The 25,899-nt window shown below is 70.0% G+C and carries 21 protein-coding genes and 1 tRNA gene; 14 read left to right on the top strand and 8 right to left on the bottom strand.

Features of this window, described 5'->3' with window-relative positions:
• Positions 1-204 precede the first annotated feature (204 nt).
• The 4 genes from AC0VYB_RS11520 to AC0VYB_RS11505 all read left to right on the top strand — a co-directional run bounded on the left by AC0VYB_RS11520 (position 205) and on the right by AC0VYB_RS11505 (position 4,379).
• Positions 205-948, top strand: coding sequence for an SDR family oxidoreductase (locus AC0VYB_RS11520; protein WP_009379990.1), 744 nt, complete (start codon positions 205-207; stop codon positions 946-948).
• A 76-nt stretch (positions 949-1,024) separates the two neighbouring features.
• Positions 1,025-2,224, top strand: coding sequence for an acetyl-CoA C-acyltransferase (locus AC0VYB_RS11515; RefSeq protein ID WP_063250858.1), 1,200 nt, complete (start codon positions 1,025-1,027; stop codon positions 2,222-2,224).
• An 80-nt stretch (positions 2,225-2,304) separates the two neighbouring features.
• Positions 2,305-3,621: an MATE family efflux transporter gene (locus AC0VYB_RS11510; protein ID WP_063250857.1), complete on the top strand. Its 1,317-nt coding sequence runs from the start codon at positions 2,305-2,307 to the stop codon at positions 3,619-3,621.
• A complete protein-coding gene (locus AC0VYB_RS11505; protein WP_063250856.1) occupies positions 3,618-4,379 on the top strand; it encodes a GNAT family N-acetyltransferase in 762 nt (253 codons plus the stop codon). The genes AC0VYB_RS11510 and AC0VYB_RS11505 overlap by 4 nt, the downstream gene beginning before the upstream one ends.
• Here the strand turns inward: AC0VYB_RS11505 and AC0VYB_RS11500 are convergent.
• Positions 4,350-5,660 (bottom strand): M1 family metallopeptidase, encoded by a 1,311-nt coding sequence (locus AC0VYB_RS11500; RefSeq protein ID WP_063250855.1) that lies wholly within the window; start codon positions 5,658-5,660, stop codon positions 4,350-4,352. The two genes, AC0VYB_RS11505 and AC0VYB_RS11500, sit on opposite strands and share 30 nt — an antisense overlap.
• Positions 5,653-9,594, bottom strand: a complete 3,942-nt coding sequence (locus tag AC0VYB_RS11495; RefSeq protein WP_095376585.1) for a Pls/PosA family non-ribosomal peptide synthetase — start codon at positions 9,592-9,594, stop codon at positions 5,653-5,655. The genes AC0VYB_RS11500 and AC0VYB_RS11495 overlap by 8 nt, the downstream gene beginning before the upstream one ends.
• A gap of 159 nt (positions 9,595-9,753) precedes the next feature.
• Between AC0VYB_RS11495 and AC0VYB_RS11490 the strand changes: the two genes are divergently transcribed.
• On the top strand, positions 9,754-10,968 hold the full coding sequence (locus AC0VYB_RS11490; RefSeq protein WP_095376584.1) for a metal-dependent hydrolase family protein: 1,215 nt from the start codon (positions 9,754-9,756) through the stop codon (positions 10,966-10,968).
• Positions 10,969-11,080: 112 nt separating this feature from the next.
• A complete protein-coding gene (locus tag AC0VYB_RS11485) occupies positions 11,081-11,695 on the top strand; it encodes a DedA family protein (RefSeq protein WP_095376583.1) in 615 nt (204 codons plus the stop codon).
• Between the two features lie 68 nt (positions 11,696-11,763).
• Here the strand turns inward: AC0VYB_RS11485 and AC0VYB_RS11480 are convergent, their stop codons facing one another.
• On the bottom strand, positions 11,764-13,194 hold the full coding sequence (locus AC0VYB_RS11480; RefSeq protein WP_475385263.1) for a sugar porter family MFS transporter: 1,431 nt from the start codon (positions 13,192-13,194) through the stop codon (positions 11,764-11,766).
• A gap of 288 nt (positions 13,195-13,482) precedes the next feature.
• Between AC0VYB_RS11480 and AC0VYB_RS11475 the strand changes: the two genes are divergently transcribed.
• Entirely contained in the window at positions 13,483-14,697 is a 1,215-nt protein-coding gene (locus AC0VYB_RS11475) for an MFS transporter (RefSeq protein WP_095376582.1), read from the top strand.
• Between the two features lie 106 nt (positions 14,698-14,803).
• Here AC0VYB_RS11475 and AC0VYB_RS11470 read toward each other — a convergent pair.
• Positions 14,804-14,877, bottom strand: a tRNA-Pro gene (locus tag AC0VYB_RS11470).
• Between the two features lie 233 nt (positions 14,878-15,110).
• On the opposite strand from AC0VYB_RS11470, the gene gcvH reads away from it, so the two are divergent.
• Genes gcvH through AC0VYB_RS11450 form a run of 4 tightly spaced genes read left to right on the top strand, consistent with a single transcriptional unit; the run spans position 15,111 to position 18,384 of the window.
• Complete coding sequence (gcvH, locus tag AC0VYB_RS11465) at positions 15,111-15,515, top strand: glycine cleavage system protein GcvH (RefSeq protein WP_009379975.1); 405 nt, start codon at positions 15,111-15,113, stop codon at positions 15,513-15,515.
• The gene (locus tag AC0VYB_RS11460) at positions 15,515-16,483 is read left to right on the top strand and encodes an FHA domain-containing protein (RefSeq protein ID WP_095376581.1); all 969 of its coding nucleotides are present in this window, start codon (positions 15,515-15,517) and stop codon (positions 16,481-16,483) included. Before gcvH ends, AC0VYB_RS11460 begins: the two co-directional genes overlap by 1 nt.
• A 10-nt stretch (positions 16,484-16,493) precedes the next feature.
• Entirely contained in the window at positions 16,494-16,976 is a 483-nt protein-coding gene (locus tag AC0VYB_RS11455; protein ID WP_095376580.1) for a bifunctional nuclease family protein, read from the top strand.
• 13 nt (positions 16,977-16,989) lie between these two features.
• On the top strand, positions 16,990-18,384 hold the full coding sequence (locus tag AC0VYB_RS11450) for a class II 3-deoxy-7-phosphoheptulonate synthase (protein ID WP_101623676.1): 1,395 nt from the start codon (positions 16,990-16,992) through the stop codon (positions 18,382-18,384).
• A gap of 74 nt (positions 18,385-18,458) precedes the next feature.
• On the opposite strand, the gene AC0VYB_RS11445 is transcribed toward AC0VYB_RS11450, so the two are convergent.
• Positions 18,459-20,681, bottom strand: a complete 2,223-nt coding sequence (locus AC0VYB_RS11445; RefSeq protein ID WP_095376578.1) for a protein kinase domain-containing protein — start codon at positions 20,679-20,681, stop codon at positions 18,459-18,461.
• The gene (locus AC0VYB_RS11440) at positions 20,678-21,751 is read right to left on the bottom strand and encodes a LysM peptidoglycan-binding domain-containing protein (RefSeq protein ID WP_009379970.1); all 1,074 of its coding nucleotides are present in this window, start codon (positions 21,749-21,751) and stop codon (positions 20,678-20,680) included. The genes AC0VYB_RS11445 and AC0VYB_RS11440 overlap by 4 nt, the downstream gene beginning before the upstream one ends.
• A 157-nt stretch (positions 21,752-21,908) precedes the next feature.
• Between AC0VYB_RS11440 and AC0VYB_RS11435 the strand changes: the two genes are divergently transcribed.
• Entirely contained in the window at positions 21,909-22,259 is a 351-nt protein-coding gene (locus AC0VYB_RS11435) for an Rv2175c family DNA-binding protein (RefSeq protein WP_009379969.1), read from the top strand.
• 37 nt (positions 22,260-22,296) lie between these two features.
• On the opposite strand, the gene AC0VYB_RS11430 is transcribed toward AC0VYB_RS11435, so the two are convergent.
• Entirely contained in the window at positions 22,297-23,433 is a 1,137-nt protein-coding gene (locus AC0VYB_RS11430; protein WP_475384704.1) for a polyprenyl synthetase family protein, read from the bottom strand.
• Positions 23,430-23,939, bottom strand: coding sequence for a hypothetical protein (locus AC0VYB_RS11425; protein ID WP_081591034.1), 510 nt, complete (start codon positions 23,937-23,939; stop codon positions 23,430-23,432). Before AC0VYB_RS11425 ends, AC0VYB_RS11430 begins: the two co-directional genes overlap by 4 nt.
• Before the next feature lie 75 nt (positions 23,940-24,014).
• Between AC0VYB_RS11425 and dinB the strand changes: the two genes are divergently transcribed.
• Both dinB and AC0VYB_RS11415 read left to right on the top strand, forming a co-directional pair.
• Entirely contained in the window at positions 24,015-25,253 is a 1,239-nt protein-coding gene (gene dinB, locus AC0VYB_RS11420; RefSeq protein ID WP_009379966.1) for a DNA polymerase IV, read from the top strand.
• Between the two features lie 232 nt (positions 25,254-25,485).
• Positions 25,486-25,899, top strand: coding sequence for a DUF3040 domain-containing protein (locus tag AC0VYB_RS11415; RefSeq protein ID WP_009379965.1), 414 nt, complete (start codon positions 25,486-25,488; stop codon positions 25,897-25,899).

Raw genomic sequence — 25,899 nt, 5'->3', positions numbered from 1 at the left:
CCGCGTTTTTGTCGGATCACCGCGTTGGTGGCGTGCCGGGCGTTGGATCACCGCGTTGGTGTGCTGTCGGTCGGTCCGGAGCGGCGCGTTCTCGCCCAGTGAGCAATCATTCGTTCAGGAGTGATTCTCGGTTAGAGTGAGACCTGACCGCAGTGAGACGGGAGTCACGCTGCGTCGCACACCACCTACCCCGGAGGATCACGCATGGCACGCACAGCAATCGTCACCGGAGGCGGACGCGGCATCGGCGCCGCGATCGCGACCAGGCTCGCCGCCGACGGCCTCAGGGTCGCCGTCCTCGACATGGGACCGACCGAGGACACTGTCTCGGCGATCACCGCAGCCGGGGGAGAGGCGATCGGACTGAACGCCGACGTCTCCGACGAGGACTCCGTCACCGCCGCCGTCGCCGATGTGGCCGATCGTCTCGGACCGCCCACCGTCCTCATCAACAATGCCGGCATCCTCCGCGACAACCTCCTGTTCAAGATGACCTACGAGGAGTTCGAGAAGGTCCTCTCCGTCCACCTCGGCGGGGCGTTCCTCATGGCCAAGGCCGTGCAGGAGCACATGGTGGCCGAGAAGTTCGGGCGCATCGTCTCGATGTCGTCGACCTCGGCGCTCGGCAACCGCGGGCAGACGAACTACTCGGCCGCGAAGGCCGGGATCCAGGGGATGACGAAGACGTGGGCGATCGAGCTCGGCAAGTTCGGGGTCACCGCCAACGCGATCGCCCCGGGCTTCATCGAGACCGACATGACGAAGGCGACGGCCGAACGCGTCGGCGTCGACTTCGAGGACTTCAAGAAGGCCGCGATCAGCCAGATCCCCGTCGGTCGCGCGGGAAAGCCCGAGGACATCGCCAACACCGCCTCGTTCCTCGTCTCCGAGGGCGCAGGCTTCGTCTCCGGCCAGGTCATCTACGTCGCCGGCGGACCCAAGGACTGATCCGCCCGCGCCGCGCCGCCCGCGCCATCCGCGCCACCACCCCACCCCACCGCACTGCTTTCGAAGGAGCCACACCATGGTCGATGCCGTCATCGTCTCCACCGCCAGGACCCCGATCGGGCGGGCCTACCGCGGTGCGTTCAACGACACCCAGGCCCAGGAGCTCGCCGGACACGCGATCGCCCACGCCGTCGAACGCGCCGGTGTCGAAGGCGCCGAGGTCGATGACGTCATCATCGGCTCCGCCCTCCAGCAGGGCAGCCAGTCGACGAACATCGGCCGTCAGGCGGGTCTGCGGGCGGGACTGCCCGTCTCGGTCGCCGGCATGTCCGTCGACCGCCAGTGCGCCTCGGGCCTCATGGCAATCGCCACCGCGGCGAAGCAGATCATCGTCGACGGGCAGAAGATCGCTGTCGGCGGCGGCGTCGAATCCGTCTCCCTCGTCCAGAACGAGCACATGAACACCTACCGGGCGAAGGACCCGTGGCTCGAGGAGAACGTTCCCGGGATCTACTACCCGATGCTCGCGACCGCTGAGGTCGTCGCCGAGCGCTACGGGGTCAGCCGCGAGGACCAGGACGCCTACTCCCTCGAATCGCAGAAGCGCACCGCCGCCGCGCAGGAGGCAGGGCGCTTCGACGACGAGATCGTCCCTCTGACCTCGACGAAGGTCGTTCTCGACAAGGAGACCGGGGAGACGTCCCAGCAGGAGGTCACGCTCACCAAGGACGAGGGCAACCGCCCCGAGACGACGCTCGAGGGGCTCGCGAAGCTCACACCCGTCCTCGAGCCGGGGGTCGCCTCGAAGGAGCCGAGCATCACCGCGGGCAACGCCTCCCAGCTCTCCGACGGCGCCTCGGCCTCCGTCCTCATGTCCGACGCCGAGGCGTCCCGGCGGGGACTGACCCCGCTCGGGATCTACCGGGGCATGGCCGTCGCCGGAGTCGCCCCCGACGAGATGGGCATCGGCCCCGTCTTCGCCGTCCCCAAGCTCCTCGACGCCCACGGGCTGAAGATCGACGACATCGGTCTGTGGGAGCTCAACGAGGCCTTCGCCGTCCAGGCGCTCTACTGCCGGGACCGGCTGGGCATCGACCCCGAACGCTACAACGTCGACGGCGGCGGCATCTCGGTCGGCCACCCCTACGGGATGACCGGGGCCCGCCTCGTCGGCCATGCCCTTATCGAAGGCAAGCGCCGAGGCGTCAAGTACGTCGTCGTGACGATGTGCATCGGCGGCGGGCAGGGAGCCGCGGGACTCTTCGAAGTCGCCTGACGCCTGCCCCTCCGCCGAGGCGCGCGCTGCGCCCGAGGCTAGGGCGCGCGCCTCGCCGGCGATTCGATAGACTGCCAGGCGTGGCAGCGATCGACAGGGACATACTCCGGCTGGCGCTGCCGGCCCTCGGCGCGCTCATCGCCGAACCGATCTTCCTCCTCACCGACACGGCCATGGTCGGCCATCTCGGTGCGGGCGCCCTCGGATCGCTCGCGATCGCCTCGACGATCCTCCAGACCGTCCTCGGGCTCATGGTCTTCCTCGCCTATGCGACGACCCCGCGGGTGGCCAAGCGGATGGGTGCCGGGGACACCCGGGGAGCCGTGGGTGCTGGGTTCGACGGCATCTGGCTTGCGCTCCTCACCTCGGTCGTCCTCCTCGCCCTCGGACTGCCGCTGCTCGGCACCGCCATCGGCGCTTTCGGACCGACACCCGAGATCGCGAGCGGCGCCCACGCCTATCTCGCGATCTCGTGGTGGGGACTGCCGTTCATGCTCGTCGTCATCGCCGCGACCGGGCTGCTGCGCGGCCTCCAGGACACCCGCACCCCTCTCGTCGTCGCCGCCGGAGGCTGTGTCGCGAACATCGGACTCAACGCCCTCTTCATCTACGGACTCGGCATGGGCGTGGCCGGATCCGCACTCGGCACCGTCCTCACCCAGGCCGGCATGTGCGCCGTCTACATCCTCATCGCCCTGCGCGCCGCCCGCCGCCACCACGCGAGCTTCCGCCCCGACTGGGCCGGGGTGATCTCCTCGGCGAAGACCTCGGGCTGGCTGCTCGTGCGCAACGCGAGCCTGCGCGCCTCCCTCATCATCCTCGTCGTCCTCGCCACCGCGCTCGGCGCCACGGACCTCGCGGCGATCCAGGTCGCCCAGAGCCTCTTCTTCGCCCTCGCGCTCGCCCTCGACTCGCTCGCGATCGCCGGTCAGGCCCTCATCGGCCTCCAGCTCGGGGCGCAGCGGGTCGACGTCGTCGCCGCGATCAACCGCCGCCTCATCGTCTGGGGCATCGGGTTCGGGATCCTCGTCGGCCTCGTCCTCGTCGCCGGCTCCGGGATCATCCCCTTCGTCTTCTCCTCCGACCCGGCCGTCATCGCCACCCTCACCGGACTCCTGCCCATCCTCGCCCTCGGCATGCCCGTGGCCGGGTACGTCTTCGTCCTCGACGGCGTCCTCATGGGTGCCGAGGACGCTCGCTACCTCGCTCTGGCACAATTGGTCGCGGTGATCGGCTACGCCCTCCTGCTCGTTCCGGTCACCGGACTCTGGCCGGGCGCACAGGGCCTGTGGGCGGCGTTCTGCCTCGGCTTCATCGGCCTCCGCGCGATCACGCTGGGCTGGCGAGTCCGCAACCACCAGTGGATCCGCACCGCCGTGAAGAAGGGACTGACATGACCAGCTCCGACACACCCGCCGACCTCCGATCCCGGATCCGACCGCTGCCGGCCGACACCCCCGAGGAGACCTTCCTCCCGTTCGTCGACCTCTGCTTCAACTGGTCGATGGACGCCCCGACGATCCCGCGCGAGGAGCTGGTCACCCGTCCCGACGCCCGGCACTACTTCGCCGACTGGGGGCGGACCCGCGACCTGGCCGTGGCCTGCTTCGACGAGTCCGGAGAGGAGATCCTCGGGCTCGCATGGCTGCGCCTGGCTGAGGGCGGCGGGGTCGAGACCCCCGATGAGGGTCCTGCCGATGCCGCGTTCGCGACAGGGCTGAGTGAGGATCCCGCCGAGGCGGGCCGGACCGTGGAATCCGAGGTGCTCGCCGAGGCGGATGCCGAGGACACCGGGAACCGGTCCCGATCCTCCGGTGAGAGTGCCCCCGCCGAGGCGGATGCCGGGACTGCGAAGGCGGGGCCTGAGACCGCGACCGACGACGCCGAGGACACTGCCGAGCCCTTCGCCGGCTACGGCTGGGTGGCAGCGGACATCCCCGAGCTCTCGATCACCGTCCTCCCCGACCACCAGGGGGAAGGGATCGGCACGGCGCTCCTCGACGTCCTCCTCTCACTCGCGAGGATGAGCGGGGTCGAGGCCGTCAGCCTCGCCGTCGAGGACGGCAACGGGGCGAAGAACCTCTACGTCGACCGGGGGTTCGCCACGGTCGGGCGCAACGGCGACTCAGACCTCATGGTGCGGCAGCTGCGGTAGAGCGGTCCGAAAGAGCCACGGGTCGACGACCTCGGCGATGCTGCGCCCGGCGATGCGGGTGAAGTGCGCGATGAACTCGGCCGTGTCGACGCTGCCGTGCCGGTGCCGGGTCGTCCACTCGCGGACGCCGTCGAAGAACACGGCGTCGCCGAGGTTGACGCGCAGAGCATGGAGGAACATTGCTCCGCGCTTGTAGACGCGGTCGTCGAACATCCCCGGCCCCCCGGGATCGGCGAGGACGATGTCCTGCGGGGAGACGGCGAGCGACTCGTACCAGCGCAGCGCCCACTCGTCGGCGCTCATCCGACCTGAGGCCTCCGACCACAGCCACTCCGCGTAGCATGCGAAGCCCTCGTTGAGCCAGATGTCCGACCACTGCCTCGGCGTGAGCGAATTGCCGAACCACTGGTGGGCGAGCTCGTGGGCGATGAGGCGCTCGGACTCCCACTCGGGTCCGAGGTGGTTGGGTCCGAGCACGGACAGCGGCTGCGACTCGAGGGGGATCTCGAGCTCCTCGTTCGTCACGACGACGTCGTAGCGGTCGAACGGGTAGGGCCCGAAGAGCTCGATGAACGCGTTCATCATGGCGTGCTGGACGGGCAGGCGCAGGGCCGCCCGGTTCCAGTGCTCGGCAGCGAAGAGCCCGAGGGGCACGGGGCTCGGCGCAGAGTTCAGGGGCACGGCGATCGGGCCCTGCCGGTAGCGGCCGATCTGCACGGTCGCAAGATACGTCGCCAGCGGCGTGCCCGACTGGAACGTCCACGCGGTGCGCCCGGCCCTGCGGACCTTCTCGACGAGGTCGCCGTTGGAGACGACGGTGTACTCGGATTCGGTGAGGACCGTGATCCGGAACGTCGCCTTGTTCGAGGGGTGGTCGTTGCACGGGAACCACGTCGAGGCCCCGATGGGCTGCCCGGCGACGAGGACTCCGTCCTCGAGCTCCTCCCAGCCGATGTCTCCCCAGGTCCCGATCGCCGGCTGCGGGTTGCCCGCGTAGGCGATGTCGATGCGCACCGGCTGATTGCGGGCAAGCGGCTCCGTGGTCAGGCGCAGCTTCCCGGCGCGGGCGGCGAAGCGGACCTTGCGCCCGTTGACGCTCGCCTTCGTCACCCGCATGCCCGTGAGGTCGAGGAGGATCGCCGTCGTCTCAGTGAGCACCCGCCCGGTCAGCCGGGCGCGGCCGGAGAGCCGGTTGGGTCCGATCCGGTAGTCGAGGTCGATGTCGTAGTGGTCGATGTGGAGGTCGGGGGTGCCGACTCCGGGGGTGTAGCTGTCAGGCATGGATCGTGTCGACCGCCTCGGCGCGGGGAAGTTCTGGGGCATCCACCCAGGGTATGACAGGATTGCCGCTGAAGTACGCATGCGGGGGCACGAACTCCCCGCGCATGACGAGCGAGGTCGCCCCGACCGTCGAGTTCTCCCCGAGGGTGGCGGCCGGCAGGATGACGCTGTTGGGGCCGAGCGTGGCACCGGCCTCGAGTTCGACGACGTCGAGGCTCATCACCCGGTCGTGGAAGAGGTGGGTCTGGACGACGCAGCCGCGGTTGACCGTGGAGTTGTCGCCGAGGCGGACGAGGTCGGCCTCGGGCAGCCAGTAGCTCTCGCACCACACACCGTGGCCGATCTTCGCGCCCATCGCGCGTAAGTACCACACGATCGCGGGCGTGCCCACGGCGTTGCGGGTGAACCAGGGGGCGGCGACGAGTTCGACGAAGCAGTCGGCGACCTCGCCGCGCCAGATGAACGACGACCACAGCGGGTGGTCGCCAGGGGAGATGCGGCCGACGAAGACCCACTTCGCGATGACGGCGAGTCCCGCCGCGACCGCGCCGGCCGCCAACATCACCAGCCCGGAGGTGACGAGGGCGAGGCCGACGGAGGCGAAGAAGTTCCCCCGCTCCCCGGAGATGCCGATCCCGCCGGGCAGGTCGAGCAGGGCGATGATCGTGAGGATGACGGCGGCGACGAGGGCGCCGCCGACCATCACCGAGGTGATCCGCATCGTCTCGAAGAGAGCGCGGGCGGCCTTGACCCCGAACTTCGGGGCGTACGTGAGCGTCTCGTCGGCGTCGACGGCGGCCCGGCGCAGCTGCACCGGGGGAGACCCGAGCCACGACGAGCCCTTCTTCGCCTTCGCCGGGGCCGCAGAGAGCACGGCGACGAGCGCGTTCTTCGGCACCCGGCGACCCGGGGAGGCGATGCCCGAGTTGCCGAGGAACGCCCGCTTGCCGACCTTCGCCCGGCCCGCGCGCATCCACCCGTGGCCGAGCTCGTAGCTGGCGACCATGGTGTCGTCGGCGAGGAAGGCGCCGGCGGCGATCGTCGTCATCTTCGGGACGAAGACGACGGTGGAGATCTCGGTGCCGGGACCGACCTTCGCTCCGAGCGCGCGCAGCCACCACGGGGTGAGCATCGAGGCGTAGAGGGGGAAGAGGAGGTCGCGGGCGAGATCGAGCAGCCTCTCCGTCGCCCACACCCGATAGCCGCGGGCCGAGCGGACAGGGAATTCCCCCTCTTCCATCCCGATCGCGAGCAGCCGCACCGAGAGGAGGATGAGGAGGGCCGTGGTGAGGAACCACAGGCATGCGATGAGCGGTGACCACGCGAGGACGAGCCACGGGTTCGTCACGACGTCGATGCCGGAGACGGCGACCATGAGCCAGAGCCCCGGAATCGCGGCGAGGTAGGGCAGGGCGGCGTTGACCTGGGATCCGGCGGCGTAGAAGAGGAACGGCAGCCGTCGCCGGTCCGGTGGTGCCGGCCACGTCTTCTTCGCCTTGCCGATGCGCACGGCCGGCGAACCGGAGTAGATCTGGTTGCGCCGGACCTTCCCGGTCACCGCGGACCCGGCCTCGATGAGCGCCCCGGATCCGATGCGGGTGCCGGGCATGAGCGTCGAGCGCGCCCCGACCGTCGCGTTCTCCCCGACCTCGATCGTCCCGATGCGCAGCAGGTCCCCGTCGACCCACCAGCCCTTGAGGTCGACCTCGGGTTCGATCGCAGCCCCTGCCTCGAGGGTGAGGAAGCCGGTGACGGGCGGGGCGGAGTGGAGGTCGGCGTCCGAGCCGACCCGATTCCCGAGCAGGCGCGCGTACCACGTCACCCAGGGGGCGCTCGCGACGGAGACGGCGGCGGCGATGTCGGCGATGTGCTCGGCCAGCCACAGGCGCTTGTGCACCCAGCCCGAGCGCGGGTAGACCCCGGGCCGCAGCCCGAAGAGGAGGAGCCTCGCTGCGGCGGCGGAGATGAGCATCCGCCCCCACGCGGTGACGAAGACGAGGAAGAGGGTGATGACGACCGGCCACGGGGTGAACGGGACCGCGGCGCCGAGTCCGGCGGCGAGGTTCGCGAGCACCATGGCGATGACGACCCAGCGGACTCCGGCGAGGATGTGGACGGGGACGGCCAGCAGCGTCTGGAACGCCTGCATCCCCTTCGAGGTCCGTGCGATGTCGCGCTGCGGTCCTGCGGCGACGGCGGCGCCCTCGTCCCCGAGGCACAGGGTCGCGAGCGCCCCGAACCGCGGGTGGGCGTAGATGTCGCCGACGGTCACGCTCGGGTGCTCGAGGCGCAGACGCGAGACGAGCTGGGCGGCGGCGAGGCTGCCGCCGCCGACGGTGAAGAAGTCCGTGTCCGATCCCGGCCGGGTGCCGAGCACCGCCGTCCACTGTTCGGCGATCCACTCGACGTCGGGGCCGAAGGTCTCCGCGGAGTCCTCGGCCTCGGCCGTCTCGCCCATCGGCCAGGGCAGGGCGTTGCGGTCGACCTTGCCCGAGGTCTTCGTCGGGAGTTCGTCGACGAGGGCGAGCCGGGGGACGAGCGCGGCCGGCAGCTCCGCCCGCAGCGTCTCCTCCCAGCCGTCGATCCTCTCCTCGGCCCCCGCCGAGGTGGTCGCGAGGTAGCCGACGAGGATGTCCGTTCCCGCCGGGGTCGTCTTCACCGCGGCCGCCGCACCCTCGACACCGGGCAGAGCCTGGAGGGCCGCGTCGATCTCTCCGAGTTCGATGCGCCGACCCCCGAGCTTGATCTGCTCGTCGGCGCGACCGACGAAGATGAGTCCCCGTGGGTCGTTGACGACGAGATCGCCGGACCGGTACGCGCGGTCCCAGCCGAGTGTGGGCATCGGGGCGTACTTCTCGGCGTCCTTGGCCGGGTCGAGGTAGCGGGCGAGCCCGATGCCGCCGATGATGAGCTCACCGGTCTCGCCCTCGGCGACGGGCACGCCTGCGGCGTCGACGACGGCGAGCGCCCAGCCGTCGAGCGGGAGGCCGATGCGCACGGGCTCCGTGCCGTCGAGGATCGCCCCGCATGCGACGACGGTCGCCTCGGTGGGACCGTAGGTGTTCCACACCTCGCGCCCCTCCTCGCTCAGTCGTCGCCCGAGCTCGGGTGGGGCGGCCTCGCCGCCGAAGATGAGCAGCCGCACGGCGTCGAGCGCCTCGGCGGGCCAGAGTGCGGCGAGGGTGGGCACGGTCGAGACGACGGTGATGCCGCGCGAGGACAGCCAGGGGCCCAGGTCCATTCCGGACTTGACGAGGGAGCGGGGTGCCGGCACGAGGCACGCACCGTGGCGCCACGCCAGCCACATCTCCTCGCAGCTGGCGTCGAAGGCCACGGAGAGTCCGGCGAGCACCCGGTCGCCGGGACCGAGCGGATCGGCCTGACAGAACAGCGCCGCCTCGGCGTCGACGAAGGCGGCGGCCGAACGGTGGCTCACGGCCACACCCTTGGGGGTGCCCGTCGAGCCGGAGGTGAAGATCACCCAGCAGTCGTCGTCCGGGGTGGGGCTGCGCAGCTCGGCACGGTCGAGGGGTCCCCGGTCGGTGCGGGCCTCGATCACCCGTCCCGCGGTGATCACCCCGGTCACGGCCGCCTCGGAGAAGACCGTGCGCGCCCGTTCCTCCGGGTCATCGACGTCGACGGGCACGTACGCGGCCCCGAGCATCATCGTGCCGAGGATCGCGACGTAGAGGTCGACCGACCCCGAGGGCATGCGGATGCCGACCTTGTCCCCGGGACCGATGCCCGCCTCGGCGAGGGAGAGCGCGAGATCCCTGATCTCGACGATGAGCTCGGAGTAGCTGAGCACGGTGTGCCCGTCGTCGATCGCCGGCTGATCACCGTGGGCACCCGCCGTCTCGAGGAGGACGTCGATGAGGGTGCGGTCCTCGCGCGGGCGAGGCTGAGCAGGGAATTGCGCGGCGTAGTCAGTCACAGTTCTTCCGGATCGAGCGACCAGGGGCCGGTGCCGAGGCAGACGACCCGTATCGGCCCTGATCATACTGCGTCAAGGTGTCGAACCGGTGAACATGACGCGGCCCCGCCGGACGTGATAGATGTGAGGAAGCCGACACCGATGATGAGGAGATTGCCGATGGTCACAGTGTTCACGAATGCGCAGGTCTTCGACGGGACCCGGTTCATCCCGGGCCGTCGTGACGTCGTCGTCGACGGTGGGCGGATCACGGCGATCACCGAGGCGGGGCAGGGCTCCCACAACGCCTCGGACACCTTCGTCGACTGCTCTGAGCGCACCCTCGTCCCCGGGATCATCGACTGCCACGTCCACCTCATGAGCGCCGGCGCGGCCAGCACCTCGGCCTTCCACGACCCCTTCTCGCTGCCGTTCTACTCCTCCGTCCGTCACATGGAGGAGACGCTCGCGGGCGGGGTGACGACCGTGCGCGACGCAGGCGGGACCGACCTCGGCGCCAAGGTCGCCGTCGATACCGGCGTCGTCCGGGGACCGCGGATGACGATCGCCGTGACGATCATGTCCCAGACCGGCGGGCACGGGGACTTCCACCTCGTCTCCGGCTCCGACTCCCCGTTCCTCGCCCCGCACCCGGGACGGCCCTCCGGCGTCGCCGACGGCGTCGACGGGGTCCGGCGCAAGACCCGGGAGCTGCTGCGGGCGGGAGCCGACCACATCAAGATCTGCTCGACCGGGGGAGTGCTCTCCCCGCGCGACGATCCCCGGCACTCCCAGTTCACCGAGGAGGAGATCGCCGTCATCGTCGCCGAGGCGGCCGCCCAGGGAGCGCACGTCATGTCCCACGCTCAGGGGGCGCCGGGGATCAAGAACGCCGTCCGGGCCGGGGTCCGCTCGATCGAACACGGGATCTACCTCGACGACGAGGCCATCGACCTCATGCTCGAGCACGGGACCTTCCTCGTCCCCACCCTCCAGGCGCCGCGGGCAGTCATCAAGGCCGCCGAGGCGGGGGCGAGCCTGCCCCAGTCCGTCATCGACAAGGCGCACGCCGTCATCGAGACCCATCACGAGTCGATCGTCAGGGCGCACGAGGCGGGCATCCGCATCGCCATGGGCACCGACGCCGGGGTCGGACCCCATGGGAAGAACCTCGAGGAGATCAGCCTGCTCGCCGGGGCCGGTCTGAGCAGCGCCGAGGCGCTCGCCGCAGGCACCTCGGTCGCCGCCGACCTCCTCGGCCACGACGACCGGGGGCGCATCGCCCCGGACGCGCTCGCCGACCTCGTCCTCGTCGACGGGGACCTGAGCAGCGACGACGTCCGCGGCATCGAAGACCGGGTGAGCGAGGTCTGGCTCGACGGCACCCGCGTCTGAGCACGCGAGGCCGACCGGGCGAGGCCGGCTCCCGGGCGGTGTGAGGTGAGGCTAACATCGGCGTAGAATCGGTGTGAGCACACCGCACCCGGCACGGAGGCACGCAGCACCGATGAATCCCCTCGACTGGTCGCTGCCGATCGCCGTCACCTGGCTCATCCTCTTCGGCATCATCCTCGCCCGCGCCGGCGGCACCTACCTCCTCGGGCGCCTCGCCCGGAAGGGCATGCAGCGCATCGACCGCGTCGAGAGGATCATGTCCGGACCCCGATACCGCAGGGCCGAGGCGATGATCGAACGCTTCGGTGCCCCGGTCGTCGCCGTCTCCTTCCTCACCGTCGGACTTCAGACCGTCGTCAACCTCGCCGCGGGGACGACGGGGATGAGCGCGCGCCGCTATGTCCCCGCCCTCATCCTCGGCGGTTCGCTGTGGGCGCTCATCTACTCGACCGTCGGCCTCATCGGGTTCCGTGCCCTCGCGATGGCCTATGCCGCCGCTCCGGGTCTGACCGTGGGCCTCGGCGTCTTCTTCGTCCTCGCGATCGCAGGCCTCGTCATCGGCCTCAGGCGCGGGGACGGGTCACCGAAGAGCGGGGACGGGGAGGATCCGGACGAGACGCCCGGCGGCATGGACACGGCGCCCGGCAAGACGGGCGCGGCACCCGAGGGCACGGGCGGGACCGCGGCCGGCCCCGCCTCGGCGCGGTCCGGCGACGACACCCCCTGAAAGGGGCAACGCCCCTGAGGGACGGCACCCCTGAGGAAGGGGACACCCCTGACGCAGGGGAACGGGGCTCAGCCTTCGCGCCCGTGGTGGACGGGGGCGGCGTCCTCGGTCATGTCCTCGAGTTCGATGCCCTTCGTCTCCGGGACCTTCCACCACACGAAGAAGAAGGAGAGGACGGCGAAGAACGCGTAGAAGCCGTAGGCGAAGGTGAGGCTGATGTCGGCGAAGACGGGGAACGTCGTCGAGATCGCGAAGTTCGCCACCCACTGCGCGGCCGCGGCCACGGCGAGAGCGGCGGCGCGGATCCGGTTGGGGAACATCTCGCCGAGGAGCACCCACACGAGCGGCCCCCACGTCGCGCCGAAGCCGACGACGAAGAGGTTCGCGGCCACGAGCGCGATGATCGACCACGGTGCGCCGAGTTCCGCGCTCTGCGTGCCGTCGGCGGCGGTGACGAGCTCGGCGAAGGAGAAGGACAGCGCCATCGTCGCCAGCGACAGCCCCATGAGGGCGGAGCCGGCGAGCAGCATCTTCCGGCGTCCCACCCGGTCGACGAGGAGGATCGCGACGATGGTGACGAGGATGTTCGTCACCGAGGTGATGACGGAGGTGAGCAGGGCGCTCGACTCGTCGAAGCCGACGGACTTCCACAGCGTCGTCGAGTAGTAGAAGATCACGTTGATCCCGACGAACTGCTGGAAGACGGAGAGGAGGATGCCGATCCACACGATCGGCTTGAGCCCGAACGCCCTGCCGAGGAGGTCGCGGAAGGACTCGCGCTCCTCCCGCTTGAGCGAATCGCGGATGCGCGCGATGAGGGCATCGGTGTCGACGACGCCGGTGAAGTCGCGCAGGACCTTCGCGGCCTCCTCCTCGCGTCCGCGGGCGACGAGGAACCGCGGGGACTCGGGCAGGCCGAGGGCGGCGAGACCGTAGACGAGGGCGGGGATCGCCTCGACCATGAACATCCACCGCCACGTGTCGATGCCGAACCAGAACGGTGCGGCCGCCCCGCCGGAGACCGAGGCGAGGAGTGCGTTGGAGAGGAGGGCGGCGAAGATGCCGGTGACGATCGCGAGCTGCTGGAGCGATCCGAGGCGGCCGCGCACGCGGGCGGGGGAGACCTCGGCGATGTAGGCGGGGGCGATGACCGAGGCCGCACCGACACCGAGGCCGCCGACCATGCGCCAGATGATGAGGTCGGTGACGCCGAAGGCGAGTCCTGAGCCGATCGCCGAGGCGAAGAAGAGGATCGCGGCGACGACCATGACCGGCAGGCGTCCGAAGCGGTTGGCGAGGCTGCCGGCGAACCACGCTCCGAGCGCGCACGCGATGAGGGCCGAGGAGACGGCGAAGCCCTTGAGGGCTGCGCCGAGGGAGAAGTCCTCGGCGAGGGCGTCGACGGCACCGTTGATGACGGCGGTGTCGAAGCCGAAGAGGAACCCGCCGAGGGCTGCGGCGATCGAGATGCCGATGATGCGGGAGGACACCCGCTCCATTCCGTGCAGCCGGTCGTCGGCTGGTTTCGGTGACGTGGACACGGGAGGTCTCCTTGGCTCATGTGGTCGCCGGGACGGGCGTCCCGACTGCAGATCGTCCCCCAGGCTACGCCAGGTCGGAGGTGATGGACGACATCCTCGGCGGGGATTTCCCGCTGGGGTCCCTCGCCGAGGCGGTCCCGGGGCGGCGTGCGCACGTGAACGGGTGGGTCCGGGGGCGTGGGTAGAGTGGGCGGCAGTGTGCTCGGAGACGGCAATCCCCAGGCAGGGGACGGGAGGGAGGCGGGCGTGGACGGACAGCGGAAGCCGGGATTCTCCGGCATCGCGGGTGCCGGGATCTACTTCGGGTCGAACGGCGCCGCCTTCGCCGGTCTCCTCCCGTGGTATCCCCAGCTCGTCGAGAGGCTGGGTCTGAACTCAATCGAGTTCGGGCTCGTCGTCTCCTGCTTCGCCCTCGGCGCCGTCCTCTCCTCCGTGCTGCCCGCCCGCCTCATCGCGCGCTTCGGTCCCAATCCCATCGTCCTCGGCGGCACCATCGCCCTCGTCGCCGCAGCCGCGCTCACTCCGTGGTCGGTCAACGGGTGGATGATGGCAGCGTGCCTCTTCGTCGCCGGTGTCTGCGACGCCGTCGTCGACGTCGCCCAGAACGTCGTCGGGATCGGGGTGCAGGAGAACCGGAACCGCGTCATCCTCTCCTCGATGCACGCAGTGTGGAGCCTGGGCGGTCTGCTCAGCGGAGCCCTGGCCACGGCCGCCTCGGCCGCGGGGGTCGACATGCGCCTCCACCTCGTCGTCGTCGCGCTCGGCTGCATCGTCCTCGTCGTCATCGGCCGACTGCTTCTCGGTGCGGAGGGACGGCAGTGGGGCAGGCGCCTCGTGAACGACTCTGCGGACGGGACCCCGACGGCGATGCCCGGTCGGCGTCGCGCCATCATGCGCATCGCCCTGCCGCTGGCGGTCGTCGCGGTGTGCGGGATCGCGGTCGAGGACATCGCCAACAACTGGTCGGCGCTCGCCGCCGTCGAGCTCGGCGGGATGCCTGCGGCCGAGGCGGGCATCGCTTTCAGCACCGTCATCGGCGCCCACTGCCTGGGACGGTTCTCCGGGGACGTCCTCGTCCAGCGCTTCGGCGCGGGACGGATCGGCCGCCTCGGCGGGATCCTCATCGCCCTCGGCGGTCTCGGACTGGCGACGTCCACCGGGACCGTGCAGCTGCTCGTCTCGCTCGCAGCACTCGGCTATGGGGCGGCGACCCTCGTGCCGAACGCGATCACGGCGGCCTCACGGATCCCGGGCGTCGGCGGTGCGGGCGGGGTCACGCTCGTCAACTGGATGATGCGGGCGGGCTTCCTCGCCACCAGTCCGCTCGTCGGGATCATCGCGACGGCGGCGAGCCTGCGCTGGGGGCTCGGGCTGCTCGTCCTCATCGGGGTGGTCACGGCGGTCTTCGCACCCAGCCTCGACGGTCCCGGGAGCCGGGGAGCGGCAGCCGATCACGGGTGAGCCGCGAATGTGTGACAAGGATCGGGCCGGCGACTCGTCGATGACCTCCGGCAAAGCAGAAACGCCCCGAAAGGTTCGGGGCGTTCGTGATCGAACGATCAGTGAGTCGGGCTAGCGGGATTTGAACCCACGACCTCTTCACCCCCAGTGAAGCGCGCTACCAAGCTGCGCCATAGCCCGTTGTCCAGCACCTGGGCCGAAGCAACGAGAACTAGCCTATAACGATCGTCGTCCAACTGCCAAAATTGCCGATCGTGACCTTCGACAAACTAGTATCATCCCAGGTAATCACCGGAGAAACAGGTGTCTGCGGACTCCCTTTCAGGGGGTCAGTAACATTTCTGTTTCGCGATTGTTATGCAAGCACCCCAGGCGGCTATGCTTGGAACACCGACAAGCTAAGAGGAGTCGACATGGCGGAACTGGATTTTCCAGTGTCTTACCTGTACTCGAAGGACCACGAGTGGGTCCACACCACGGAGGACAACGCCGTCTACCGCGTGGGCATCACGGACTTCGCCCAGTCTCAGCTGGGCGACGTCGTCTATGTCGACCTGCCTGCCGTCGGAGATGCGATCACCATGGGGGAGTCCTGTGGCGAGGTGGAGAGCACGAAGAGCGTGTCCGACCTCATCGCACCGCTGTCGGGAACGATCACCCACGTCAACGATGCCCTCGAAGGCAGACCGGAGACCGTGAATTCCTCGCCCTACGAGGACGGATGGATGTACCTCGTCGAGGCGAGCGATCCTGAGCAGGTCACCGGTCTGATGGATGAGGAGCAGTACCACAAGCTCGTGCAGAGCGAGGAGGCATGATGTCGCAGAACAATGACCAAGGTCGCCGGAATCCCTCGCAGCCGTGGTACGACAACGGCGAAGTCCCGCAGTCGAAGAAGTTCCCCTTCGGCCCCGGTGACGGCGCCCCGCAGGACCAGGGCGGAGACGCCCGGCCGAACACGCCGGCCTACGGCCAGCCCTCCGTCGACGATGCACCCCAGGCGCCGAACTACGGCGGCGATCAGGGGCAGTACCGCCAGGAGCAGCCTCGGCGGGACGAGCAGCAGTACCAGCCGCCCCAGCACCAGCAGGACGGCGGGCAGGGCCACGGCCGGCACGCCGATCACCCGACCGGTGAACAGGCGCCCGGAGGCCGGTACGACGAGGGCCGATACCAGGGACAGGACGACCAGCAGGGCCGTCATGCCCAGTACCAGCAGGACGGATACCAGCAGCAGGGCGGGTACCAGCAGAGCGGGTACCAGCAGGACGGCGGCTATCCGCAGCAGGCGGGCCAGCAGGGTCACGATCCCCGCGAGCAGCAGTACGCCCAGCAGCCGAGCTCGGGCGGCGAGACCAACCAGCAGCAGTACCCGGTTCCCGGTGGACAGAGCATGACCGACTCCGGTCGGCAGCCGTTCCAGGGCATCCTCGATCCGCACACCGGTGAGATCCACCCGGTGCCCGACCTCGACGGTCTCCAGGACACCGATGCGCTCCTCGTCGTCGTCTCCGGACCGGACTCCGGTTCGCAGATCCTGCTCGACACCGACGTCGTCACCGTCGGCCGCAGCCCCAACGCCGACATCTTCCTCGACGATGTCACCGTCTCGCGGAAGCACGCGGAGTTCATCCGCACGCCGAGCGGGTTCACGCTGCGCGACACCGGATCGCTCAACGGCACCTATGTCGGCCGTCAGCTCATCGACTCCATCGAACTGCAGAACGGCGCGGACGTGCAGATCGGGAAGTTCCGGATGATCTTCCAGCAGCGTCCGCGCTCCTGAGAAGGGGATAATGCCAAACGTCGAAGTCGAGGTCGTCGGGGTGCGCATCGAGATGCCCGCCAATCAGCCGATCCTCCTGCTCAAGGCCAGCGAGCCCGCCTACTACCTGCCGATCTGGGTGGGGGCGATCGAAGCGAACGCGCTCTCGATCGCGCAGCGCGGTCTCACCCCGCCGCGGCCGATGACACATGCCCTCCTGCTCGACGTCCTCGCCGCCCATGACGACGAGCTCGCCGACGTCACGATCACCGGCCGCGACGGTCAGATCTTCCTCGCCGAACTCCACACCGAGGACGGCAGGACGATCTCCGCCCGGCCCTCGGACGCCGTGACCCTGGCGCTGACAGCCGAGTGCCCGGTCTACGTCGATTCCGACCTCCTCAAAGACGCCGGCATCGAAGCTCCCGAAGCAGACGAGGAGGAGGTCGCCCAGTTCCGCGACTTCCTCGACAACGTCTCCGCCGAGGACTTCGAGACCGGCGACGAGCAATGAAGAAAGAACAAGCGTGAGCCTCCACATCGATCCGGTCTTCGCTCAGACCGACATCACCGCAGCCGGCACCGACGACCTCTCCGGTCTCGACGACTGGAGGTCGATGGACGCCAAACAGCAGCCGACGTATCTCGACGCCGAGGCGCTCGAGGACTCCCTGACGAAGCTGCGCAGCCTCCCGCCGCTCATCTTCGCCGGGGAAGCCGACGTGCTCAAGCAGCGGATCGCGGCGGCCTCCCGCGGTGAGGCGTTCGTCCTCGCCGGCGGCGACTGCGCCGAGTCCTTCGCCGGTGCCCAGGCGGACAAGATCCGCGCCCGGGTCCAGACGGTCCTCCAGATGGCAGCGGTCCTCACCTACGGCGGTTCGATGCCGGTGGTGAAGATCGGGCGCATGGCAGGGCAGTTCGCCAAGCCCCGCTCGGCGGACATGGAGACCCGCGACGGAGTGACCCTGCCCTCGTTCCGCGGGGACATCGTCAACGGCTACGAATTCACCGAGGAGTCCCGCCGCCACGACCCCGCGCGGCTGCTCCAGGGCTACCACGTGTCGTCGTCGACGCTCAACCTCATCCGCGCCTTCACCCAGGGCGGCTTCGCGGACCTGCGCCTCGTCCACGAATGGAACCGCGGCTTCCTCGCCTCGAACCCCGGATACCAGCGCTACGAGCAGACCGCCCGGGAGATCGACCGCGCGATCCGCTTCATGGACGCCTGCGGCGCCGACTTCGACGCCCTGCGGACGACGGAGTTCTACTCCGCCCACGAGGCGCTGCTGCTCGAGTACGAGCGGGCGCTCACCCGCATCGACTCCCGCACCGGCCTGCCCTACGACGTCTCCGGCCACTTCCTGTGGATCGGGGAGCGCACCCGCGAGATCGACGGCGCCCACGTCGACTTCCTCTCGAAGGTCCAGAACCCCATCGGCGTCAAGCTCGGTCCCACCGCGACCGCCGAGGACGCCCTGGCGCTGGCCGAGAAGCTCGACCCGAACGCCGAACCCGGGCGCCTGACCTTCGTCACCCGGATGGGTGCGGGGAAGATCAACGACGTCCTGCCGAAGCTGCTCGCCGGCATCGGAGACCGACTCCCGCAGGTGACGTGGATGAGCGACCCCATGCACGGCAACACGATCACCTCGAGCACGGGCTACAAGACCCGCCGCTTCGAAGACGTCATGGCCGAGGTCGAGGGCTTCTTCGCAGCCCACCAGGAGGCCGGAACGATCCCCGGCGGCCTCCACATCGAACTCACCGGCGACGACGTCACCGAGATCATGGGAGGCGCCACCGAGATCGACGACGAGGGGCTGCGCCGTCGCTACGAGACCCTCGTCGACCCCCGCCTCAACCACGACCAGTCGCTCGAGATGGCCTTCCAGGTCGCCGAGTACCTCACCCGGAGGGGCTGAGAACAGACCTGAGACGATCGAAGCGCCGGCGGTGATCCGCCGGCGCTTCGATCGTCTCAGGATCCAGGGGCGTCCTACTTGCCCTCGTCCTTCTTCTCATCCTTCGGCTTCTCGTCCTTGGGCTTGTCGTCCTTCTTCTCCTCTTTGCCCTTGGAGACCCGGACGATGACGAGGGAGTTGTACGGCTTCGCCTCGGTGCTCTTGGGCCACTGGAAGACGACCTTGCCCTTGGGCACCGTGTCGGAGAAGACCTCCTCCTTGCCGACGCGGAAGCCGCGCTTCGTCAGGGTGGCGAACGCCGCGTCGTAGGTGAGGCCCTCGACGTCCGGGACCTCGACCGGGGCGTCGCCCTTGGAGACGACGAGGTCGACCTTCGCATCGTGGACGAGTTCCTCGCCTTCCTTCTCCGAGGCGCTGATGACGATGCCCTTGGCGACGTTCTCGTCGTACTTCTCGTCGACCTTGCCCACCCCGAGGCCCGCGTCGTCGAGCGCGGCCTTCGCCTTCTCGGCGCTCAGTCCTTCGAGTTCGGGCACGGCGAACGTCTCGACCCCCTTCGAGACGACGAGCGTCACCGTCGAATCGGGGGAGAGCTCCGTGCCGCCGACCGGTTCCGAGCCGATGACGGTGCCTGCGGGGATCGAATCGTCGAAGACCTCCTGCTTCTCCGGGTTGAGACCGCTGCTCTCGACGACCTCGGTCGCCTCGGAGAACTCCTTCCCGGCCAGCTGACCGGGGACGATGGAGGTGGGGGCAGGCAGGTTGGCGATGATCAGCCACGCGAGGAGCGCGAGGACGACGAGTCCTGCGCCGACCGTCGTCGCCAGGCGCCGACGCCTGCGCCGTCGGGTGTGCGCGGAACCGGCCGCCACCGGGGCTGGGTCGTCTGCGCCCGACCCGCGGCTCCCGCCGCCGGTGCCTGAGCCCCCGGTGCCTGAGCCAGCGGAGCCGGAGCCTCCGCTGCCGGAGCCGGCGGCGGTCGCTGCGGACATCGCCGTCTTCGTGCGGGTGCGCTTGCCCGCCGCCGGGGATTCGCTGTCCTTCCCTGTGTCGGCGGCATCCGCCGAGGCGGTGGCATCGTCGGCCGTGTCAACGTCGCCCGCCGAGGCGGTCGCGCCGTCGGCTGCGGCATCGTCGTCGCTCGCGTCCTGAGGATCGTCCGTGTCCTCGGCGGGTTCCGCTCGGGGAGCCGTGGCGATCGCCGCGGCCGTGCCACCGGCGGCCACCGCGGCAGCGGTGCCGGCGAGAGGGACGGACGCCGAGTCCTCATCCCCGTCGGCCGCATCATCGGCGGCAGCGGCGCCGTCGCCGTCGGCATCCTCCTCGGCGAGGTAGGGGATCTCGTCGGTGCGGGACTTCCGCTCCTTCGGGACCTCCTCGCCGAGGTCGATGCTCGCGGTGAGTGCGGGAGAGTGCTCACCGGCCACGGCGTCGGGATCGCCGTAGTCGAGTTCGGCATCGGACATCTGCGCCCGCGCCTCGGCGAGGGCCCGGCGGAACTCCCCGGCATCCTCAGGCCGGTCCTCGGGATCCTTCGATGTCGCCCAGAGGACGAGCGCGTCGAGGAGCGGGCTGATGCCGTCGGTGCGCTCGGAGGGCGGGGGGACCGTGTCGTGGACGTGCCGGTAGGCGACCTGGATGGGGACGTCGTCGGTGTAGGGCTGCGAGCCGGTGAGCATCTCGTAGAACATGATGCCGACCGTGTAGAGGTCCGTGCGGGCATCCGCGCCGGCCCGGGTGACGAGCTCGGGGGCGACGTAGCCGACGGTGCCGATGAGCGTCTTCGTCGTCGTCGCCGAGGTGACGGCGCGGGCGAGCCCGAAGTCGGCGAGCTTGACCTGACCGTCGGTGCCGAGCAGGACGTTGTCGGGCTTGAGGTCGCGGTGGATGATGCCCGTCGAGTGGACGGCCTCGAGCGCGGCGAGGATCGCGTCGAGGACGACGATCGCCTGCCGGGGGGTGAAGGTGCCGCGGTGCTTGAGTTCGCGGCGCAGGGTCACCGACGGCAGGTGCTCCATGACGAGGTAGACGACGTCTCCGTCACGCGCCTGGTCATGGATGGCGACGAGGTTGGGGTGGGTGAGGCGACCGGCGTTGATGGCCTCACGGCGGAAGCGCTCGACGAAGGTGTCATCGGAGATGAGGTGCTCGTGCATGACCTTGATCGCGATCTCGCGGTCGAGACGCAGGTCGGTGCCCCGGTAGACCATCGCCATGCCGCCGCGGGCGATCTTCGCGTCGATCCGATACCGGTCGTTGAGGACGACCCCGATGAGCGGGTCGGGCAGCGAGTTCATCGGGCCTCCTCCAGCCGCTTCCGCTGGAGCTGCACGCCGCGGACGAAGGCCTTCGTCTCCGGGAGCGGTCCGTCGGCGCGGACCGAGCGCAGATCCTGGTAGTAGCCGGCCAGCGCCTCGTCCTCGGAGTCGGTGGACTCGATGAGCCACCCGAGGATGACGGTGCCGGCGACGATGTTGTCGGCGATGTCGAGGACGTCGAGTCCGCGTCCGACGATGTCGCTGGCCCATCTGGCCGAGCGGGGGGTGACCTGCATGATGCCGATCGCGTTGCCCGCCGAGACGGTCGCGTGCTGGAAGCCGGACTCCTGGGCGGCGACAGCCTGCATGAGCGCGGGCTCGGCGCCGAGCTCCTCGGCGATCGAGGCGACGAGGAGCCGCGCCTGCTCCGGGTTCGGGTGCGAGCGGCCGAGCAGCGTGGCCTTGTTCAGGCGGGCCGCCTGGACGACGCTCTCCCGCAGCTCCTCACCCCAGCCGCCGGCGGCGACCTGGGGCAGCGGGGCCGGAGGTTCGGGGGCCTGCCGGCGGGGGCGGGTGCCGGTGTCGCGGAGCATGAGCAGTTCTCCGACGCGGATGTGGGAGTCCTCGCCCATCCCGTTCGCCCGCCGCAGCGTGCCGGGGGAGACCCCGTGGGAGGCGGCGATGCCGAAGAGCGTCTCTCCGGGGGCGACGATGTGCGAGGGATCGGTCTCGGGCAGGTCGTTCTTCTCCGGCAGGGAGAGCACCTGGCCCTGGACGAGGTTCTGGCGCGGCGAGATCCGGTTGAGCTCGGCGAGCGCGGGCACGGAGACGCCGTGGCGGCTGGCGACGGCGTAGAGGGTGTCGCCCTGCTTGACCTTGTACGTCCGGCCACCGTGCGTGACGGGGACGGTCTCGCTCTTCGTGCCCGTCAGCCACTGCGGGGTCGCGGCACGGTCAGGGGCCGCAGACGACGGCGCGGTGTCGGCGGCAGGGGTCGACTCGGGAGCCGCCTCGGCGGGGGCATCGCCGGACCCCTCGGGACGGGGGACGGGACCGGTCGAGTTCACCCGGGAGGCCGCACGGATGTCAGGGGCGGCGGTGATCGGCATCGGAGAAGTCCGTCGCGAGCGTGTCATCTGTCACCTGTTCGGCTGCATATCGTGTGGGGAAGTTCCACCCACCAGCGTATCGACTGGGCCGCTCCGAGCCCGGGATTGCGGCGGGCATGGCGGCGTGTTTCTTCCGAGGAATTGCTACGCTGGGGGCGTGAACACCGAAGAACTCGTCGAGGACTGGGCCACCCTTCCCGACATCGCGGAGACCACCGGACTGGGCATCACACAGGTGCGCCGACTCCTCGAGGACGGCGCCATCTGCGGATACAAGCACGGAGACCCCAAGGTGCTGCGCGTGCCGACGGCCTTCTTCGTCGACGGCGAGGTCCTCACCCCGCTCAAGGGGACGCTGAGCACGCTCAAGGACGCCGGATTCGACGACGAGGAGTCGATCAGGTGGCTCTTCACCCCCGACGACTCCCTGCCGGGTCGTCCCATCGACCTGCTGCGCGCCGGCAACCGCAAGGAGGTCCGCCGGCGGGCCCAGGCCTTGGCCTTCTGAGCCCCCGCCTGCGCCTCGGCGCAGAGCTCTCAGCGGCTCAGCGCTGCCGGTAGCTCAGCGTCTCCGCGAAGGACGTCAGCCGCGTCCGTGCCCCCTCGCCGAGGTCGAACGCCGCCCCGTTGCCGCCTGACCAGGCGCTGAGCTCGCTCAGCGCCGCAGCGTGCCGGTCGGCGATGATCTCCTCGAGGGCGTCGAGTCCGCCGACCGTCCGGAGCATCGCGACTGTCTCCGCCACCGTCTCCGCGCTCAGCGTCGGATCGCCGAGGCGGGAGGCGAGCAGGTCCGCCTGCTCCCTGTCCATCCGGCGCAGGCTCTCTGCGATGAGGACCGTCCGCTTGCCCTCGCGGATGTCGTCGCCTGCGGGTTTGCCTGTCGCGCTCGGGTCGCCGACGACGCCGAGGACGTCGTCGCGCAGCTGGAACGCCTGCCCGAGCGGCAGGCCGAAGCGGGAGAGCGCGGCGAGCTGCGCGTCGTCGGCCCCGCCGAGCGCGGCCCCGAGGAGCAGCGGCTGCTCGACGGAGTACTTCGCCGATTTGAAGCTGAGCACCTCCCACGCCCGCTCGCCGATGCGGGCGTCGTCGAGGGGGATAACCTCGGCGCGGACGTCGAGGAACTGCCCGACCATGACGTCCCGGCGCATCTGCGCGCGCAGACGCTGCGCGGGGACGGAGGCGCCGAGGCGGTCCTGCGCGGACTCGAAGAGCTCCTCGCTCAGGGCCAGGCAGATGTCGCCGATGACGATCGCGGCCGAGACCCCGAAGGCCTCGCCGTCGCCCTCGTAGCCGAGCGAGGCATGGAGGGACTCGAACTGCCGGTGCAGGGCCGGAGCCCCGCGGCGGGTGTCCGAATGATCGATGACGTCGTCGTGGATGAGGGCCGCGGCGTGGAGAAGCTCGAGGGAAGCGGCTGCCTCGGCGAGCCCGGTGCGCGCCTGGGACCCCGGGGTCAGCTCGCTGCCGGCGGCCAGCTGGAAGCCCCACCACAGGAGGACGGGTCGGATCCGCTTGCCGCCGCGGGTGTAGGCGATGAGCGAGTCGCCGATCTCGGCGGTGTCCGGGGAGATGGCCGCGAACTCGGCGGCCTTCGCTCGGAGGAAGCCTTCGATTCCGGCGGCCGCCTCGGCGGCGATGTCAGCGGGAGCGTCGAGGGACTCGACGCGGTCGGCTGAGATCACGGAGCGATGTTCCCGCCGAGGGAGACGATCGAGGCCTTGGGATCGTCCGGGTCGTCGCTGACGGTGATGACGAGGACGCCGTCGTTGTCCTTGTGCCGGAAGTTGACGACCTGCGCGGACTTCGTCATCGACTCCTTGCCGAAGGTCTCGAAGCCGGCCTTCTCGAGCCGGTCGGTGTAGAAGGAGATGATGTCCTTCGGTTCGGCCTGCGCGCGCATGACGAGACTCACGGCGTCGAGTTCGCCCGATTCGGCGGCCGCGCGCGAGCTCGAGATCACCTCGGCGTCGGGGTAGGGCTCCATGAAGTCGGGGAGCTCGACCTCCTCCTCCGCAGCCGTCTCCGTCGGGGCCGGAGACCCGGTGGGGTCGGCGGACTGCGTGCCCGCCGGGGTGGTCGATGCCTCGCTCGGCGAGGCGTCCGGCGTCGACCCGGACTGGCCGGTGCAGCCGGTGAGAGCGAGGCCCAAGGCGAGAGTCAGCGTCGTGACAGTCCTGCGCGATACCATGTCTGACAGATTACCCGCAGACCCCGCAGGAGCCGAACCCGCCGGTTCGGACCGCGATCGAGCCATGGGTGGGACATGAGCCGCAAACAGCTGGCCCGCTCCGGCGGTGACCTCGAGCATCTCGGCACGGACGACACCGGTGCGACGATGCTCCACCTCGACATGGACTCGTTCTTCGTCTCCGTCGAACTCCTCACCCGTCCCGAACTCGTCGGCCGTCCCGTCATCGTCGGCGGGCGGGCCGGCCGCGGCGTCGTCGTCTCCGCGAGCTACGAGGCCAGGGAGTTCGGCGTCCACGCCGCAATGCCGATGTCCCGGGCGATGGGCCTGTGCCCCGTCGCCGAGGTGATCCCGCCCTCCCACGGCCTCTACTCCGCGTACTCGAAGCAGGTCTTCGAGCTCGTCGCCCAGGTCACCCCCGACTGCCACCAGGTCAGCGTCGACGAGGCCTACATCGACGTCTCCGGGGCGGTGCGGCGCCTCGGCTCCCCGGTGGCGATCACCTCGGCGCTGCGCGCGGAGATCGAAGCGCGCACGGGCCTGAGCGCCTCCGTCGGCATCGCCGGCTCCCGGGTGGTCGCGAAGCTCGCCTCGGCGCGGGCGAAGCCGCACGGCCAGCTCCTCGTCCCGCTCGCCGCGACGCAGACGTTCCTCGACCCGATGCCGATCGAAGCGCTGCCGGGGGTGGGGGAGAAGACCCGCATCGGGTTCGCAAAATACGGGATCCGGCTCATCGGCGACCTCGCGGCCATGGACGAGGCCTGGGTCGGGCGGGTGTTCGGGGCGCACGGACACCACCTGTGGCGCAGCGCCCACGGACTCGACTCGCACGGCATGGACCGGCAGGTCAAGGACCGCTCGATCAGCGCCGAGCACACCTTCGGCGCCGACATCTGGGACGTCTCCGAACTCGAGCACGAGCTCCTGCGCCTCTGCGACAAGGTCGCCCACCGGGTGCGGGCCGAGGAGAAGGTCGCGACGACCCTCGGGCTCAAATACCGTCTCGACGACTTCACGACCCTGTCGCGGTCGATCACGCTCGAGGCGCCCACGGACCTCGCCCGGGAGATGTACGAGGCGCTGCGGCCGGCGCTCACCGGGCTGCGCGAGCAGCGTCAGCGGGGGGTTAGGCTGCTCGGGGTCAGGGCCGCCGGGCTCATGGACTTCGCGGTCAGCGGACGACAAGCCCGCTTGGACGAACCCGAGCATGCGGGGAGGGAGGCGGAGATGGCGCTCGACGACGTGCGCCGGCGCTTCGGGACCGATGCGATCTCCCAGGCCTCACTGCTGCGTAGGCACCCCAGGCCGCGCTGAGGACGGGGCGGGAACCGAGTACGGCGGCTGGCCTGGGAGAACGTCGAGGCCCCTCGACCCGGCCGCGGCACCGGGGCCGCAGCGCCGGTCTGCAGCCCTGCGGAGACGGGCGTGCGGACGAGTCTGTGGACGGGATGGGAATACCGCCGTCGCCCCCGTTCCCGAGATGTTTTTTCAGTGTTCAGAGACTATGATTGAGGCACAGGCCAGAGTAAGGAAACGGGGGTTCGACATGCCACTCTCCGATCACGAACAGCAGCTTCTCGATCAGTTGGAGAAGCAGCTGCGCAGCGAAGACCCCCGGTTCGCACGCAACATCTCGGAGACCCAGGCCGCTGTCAGCGGTCCCGGGTTCTCGGCGAAGCGCTTCGTCGTGGGCATCCTCGTCGCGCTCCTCGGTCTCGCCGCAACGATCTTCGCGATCTCGATGGTCAACCAGGCCGTCGCCTGGATCGCCCTCGGCGTGGTCGGCTTCGGCCTCATGGTCGCCGGCATGTACTGGGCGTTCAGCCGTCCCGGTCGCATCGGAGGCGGGGCGAAGGGCTCCACGGGTGCGGCGGCGCCGAAGTCGAACGCGAAGGGCTCCTCCGGCGGCTTCATGAGCCGGATCGAGGACCGGTGGGAGAAGCGCCAGCGCGGCGAATGA

This window comes from Brevibacterium sp. Z349TD_9 (assembly GCF_056173565.1).
Note: the sequence above shows the minus strand (reverse complement) of the source record. Positions and strands in the feature narration are given on the sequence as shown.

What these genes read in the sequence shown, in the direction of transcription:
- AC0VYB_RS11485 (WP_095376583.1), top strand. Translation starts at nt 11,081, where the DNA reads ATGAATCCCCTCGACTGGTCGCTGCCGATCGCCGTCACCTGGCTCATC.
- AC0VYB_RS11505 (WP_063250856.1), top strand. Translation starts at nt 3,618, where the DNA reads ATGACCAGCTCCGACACACCCGCCGACCTCCGATCCCGGATCCGACCG.
- AC0VYB_RS11520 (WP_009379990.1), top strand. Translation starts at nt 205, where the DNA reads ATGGCACGCACAGCAATCGTCACCGGAGGCGGACGCGGCATCGGCGCC.
- AC0VYB_RS11460 (WP_095376581.1), top strand. Translation starts at nt 15,515, where the DNA reads ATGTCGCAGAACAATGACCAAGGTCGCCGGAATCCCTCGCAGCCGTGG.
- AC0VYB_RS11515 (WP_063250858.1), top strand. Translation starts at nt 1,025, where the DNA reads ATGGTCGATGCCGTCATCGTCTCCACCGCCAGGACCCCGATCGGGCGG.
- AC0VYB_RS11490 (WP_095376584.1), top strand. Translation starts at nt 9,754, where the DNA reads ATGGTCACAGTGTTCACGAATGCGCAGGTCTTCGACGGGACCCGGTTC.
- AC0VYB_RS11500 (WP_063250855.1), bottom strand. Translation starts at nt 5,660, where the DNA reads ATGCCTGACAGCTACACCCCCGGAGTCGGCACCCCCGACCTCCACATC.
- AC0VYB_RS11455 (WP_095376580.1), top strand. Translation starts at nt 16,494, where the DNA reads ATGCCAAACGTCGAAGTCGAGGTCGTCGGGGTGCGCATCGAGATGCCC.
- AC0VYB_RS11425 (WP_081591034.1), bottom strand. Translation starts at nt 23,939, where the DNA reads ATGGTATCGCGCAGGACTGTCACGACGCTGACTCTCGCCTTGGGCCTC.
- AC0VYB_RS11480 (WP_475385263.1), bottom strand. Translation starts at nt 13,194, where the DNA reads ATGGAGCGGGTGTCCTCCCGCATCATCGGCATCTCGATCGCCGCAGCC.
- AC0VYB_RS11445 (WP_095376578.1), bottom strand. Translation starts at nt 20,681, where the DNA reads ATGAACTCGCTGCCCGACCCGCTCATCGGGGTCGTCCTCAACGACCGG.
- AC0VYB_RS11415 (WP_009379965.1), top strand. Translation starts at nt 25,486, where the DNA reads ATGCCACTCTCCGATCACGAACAGCAGCTTCTCGATCAGTTGGAGAAG.
- gcvH (WP_009379975.1), top strand. Translation starts at nt 15,111, where the DNA reads ATGGCGGAACTGGATTTTCCAGTGTCTTACCTGTACTCGAAGGACCAC.
- AC0VYB_RS11440 (WP_009379970.1), bottom strand. Translation starts at nt 21,751, where the DNA reads ATGCCGATCACCGCCGCCCCTGACATCCGTGCGGCCTCCCGGGTGAAC.
- dinB (WP_009379966.1), top strand. Translation starts at nt 24,015, where the DNA reads ATGAGCCGCAAACAGCTGGCCCGCTCCGGCGGTGACCTCGAGCATCTC.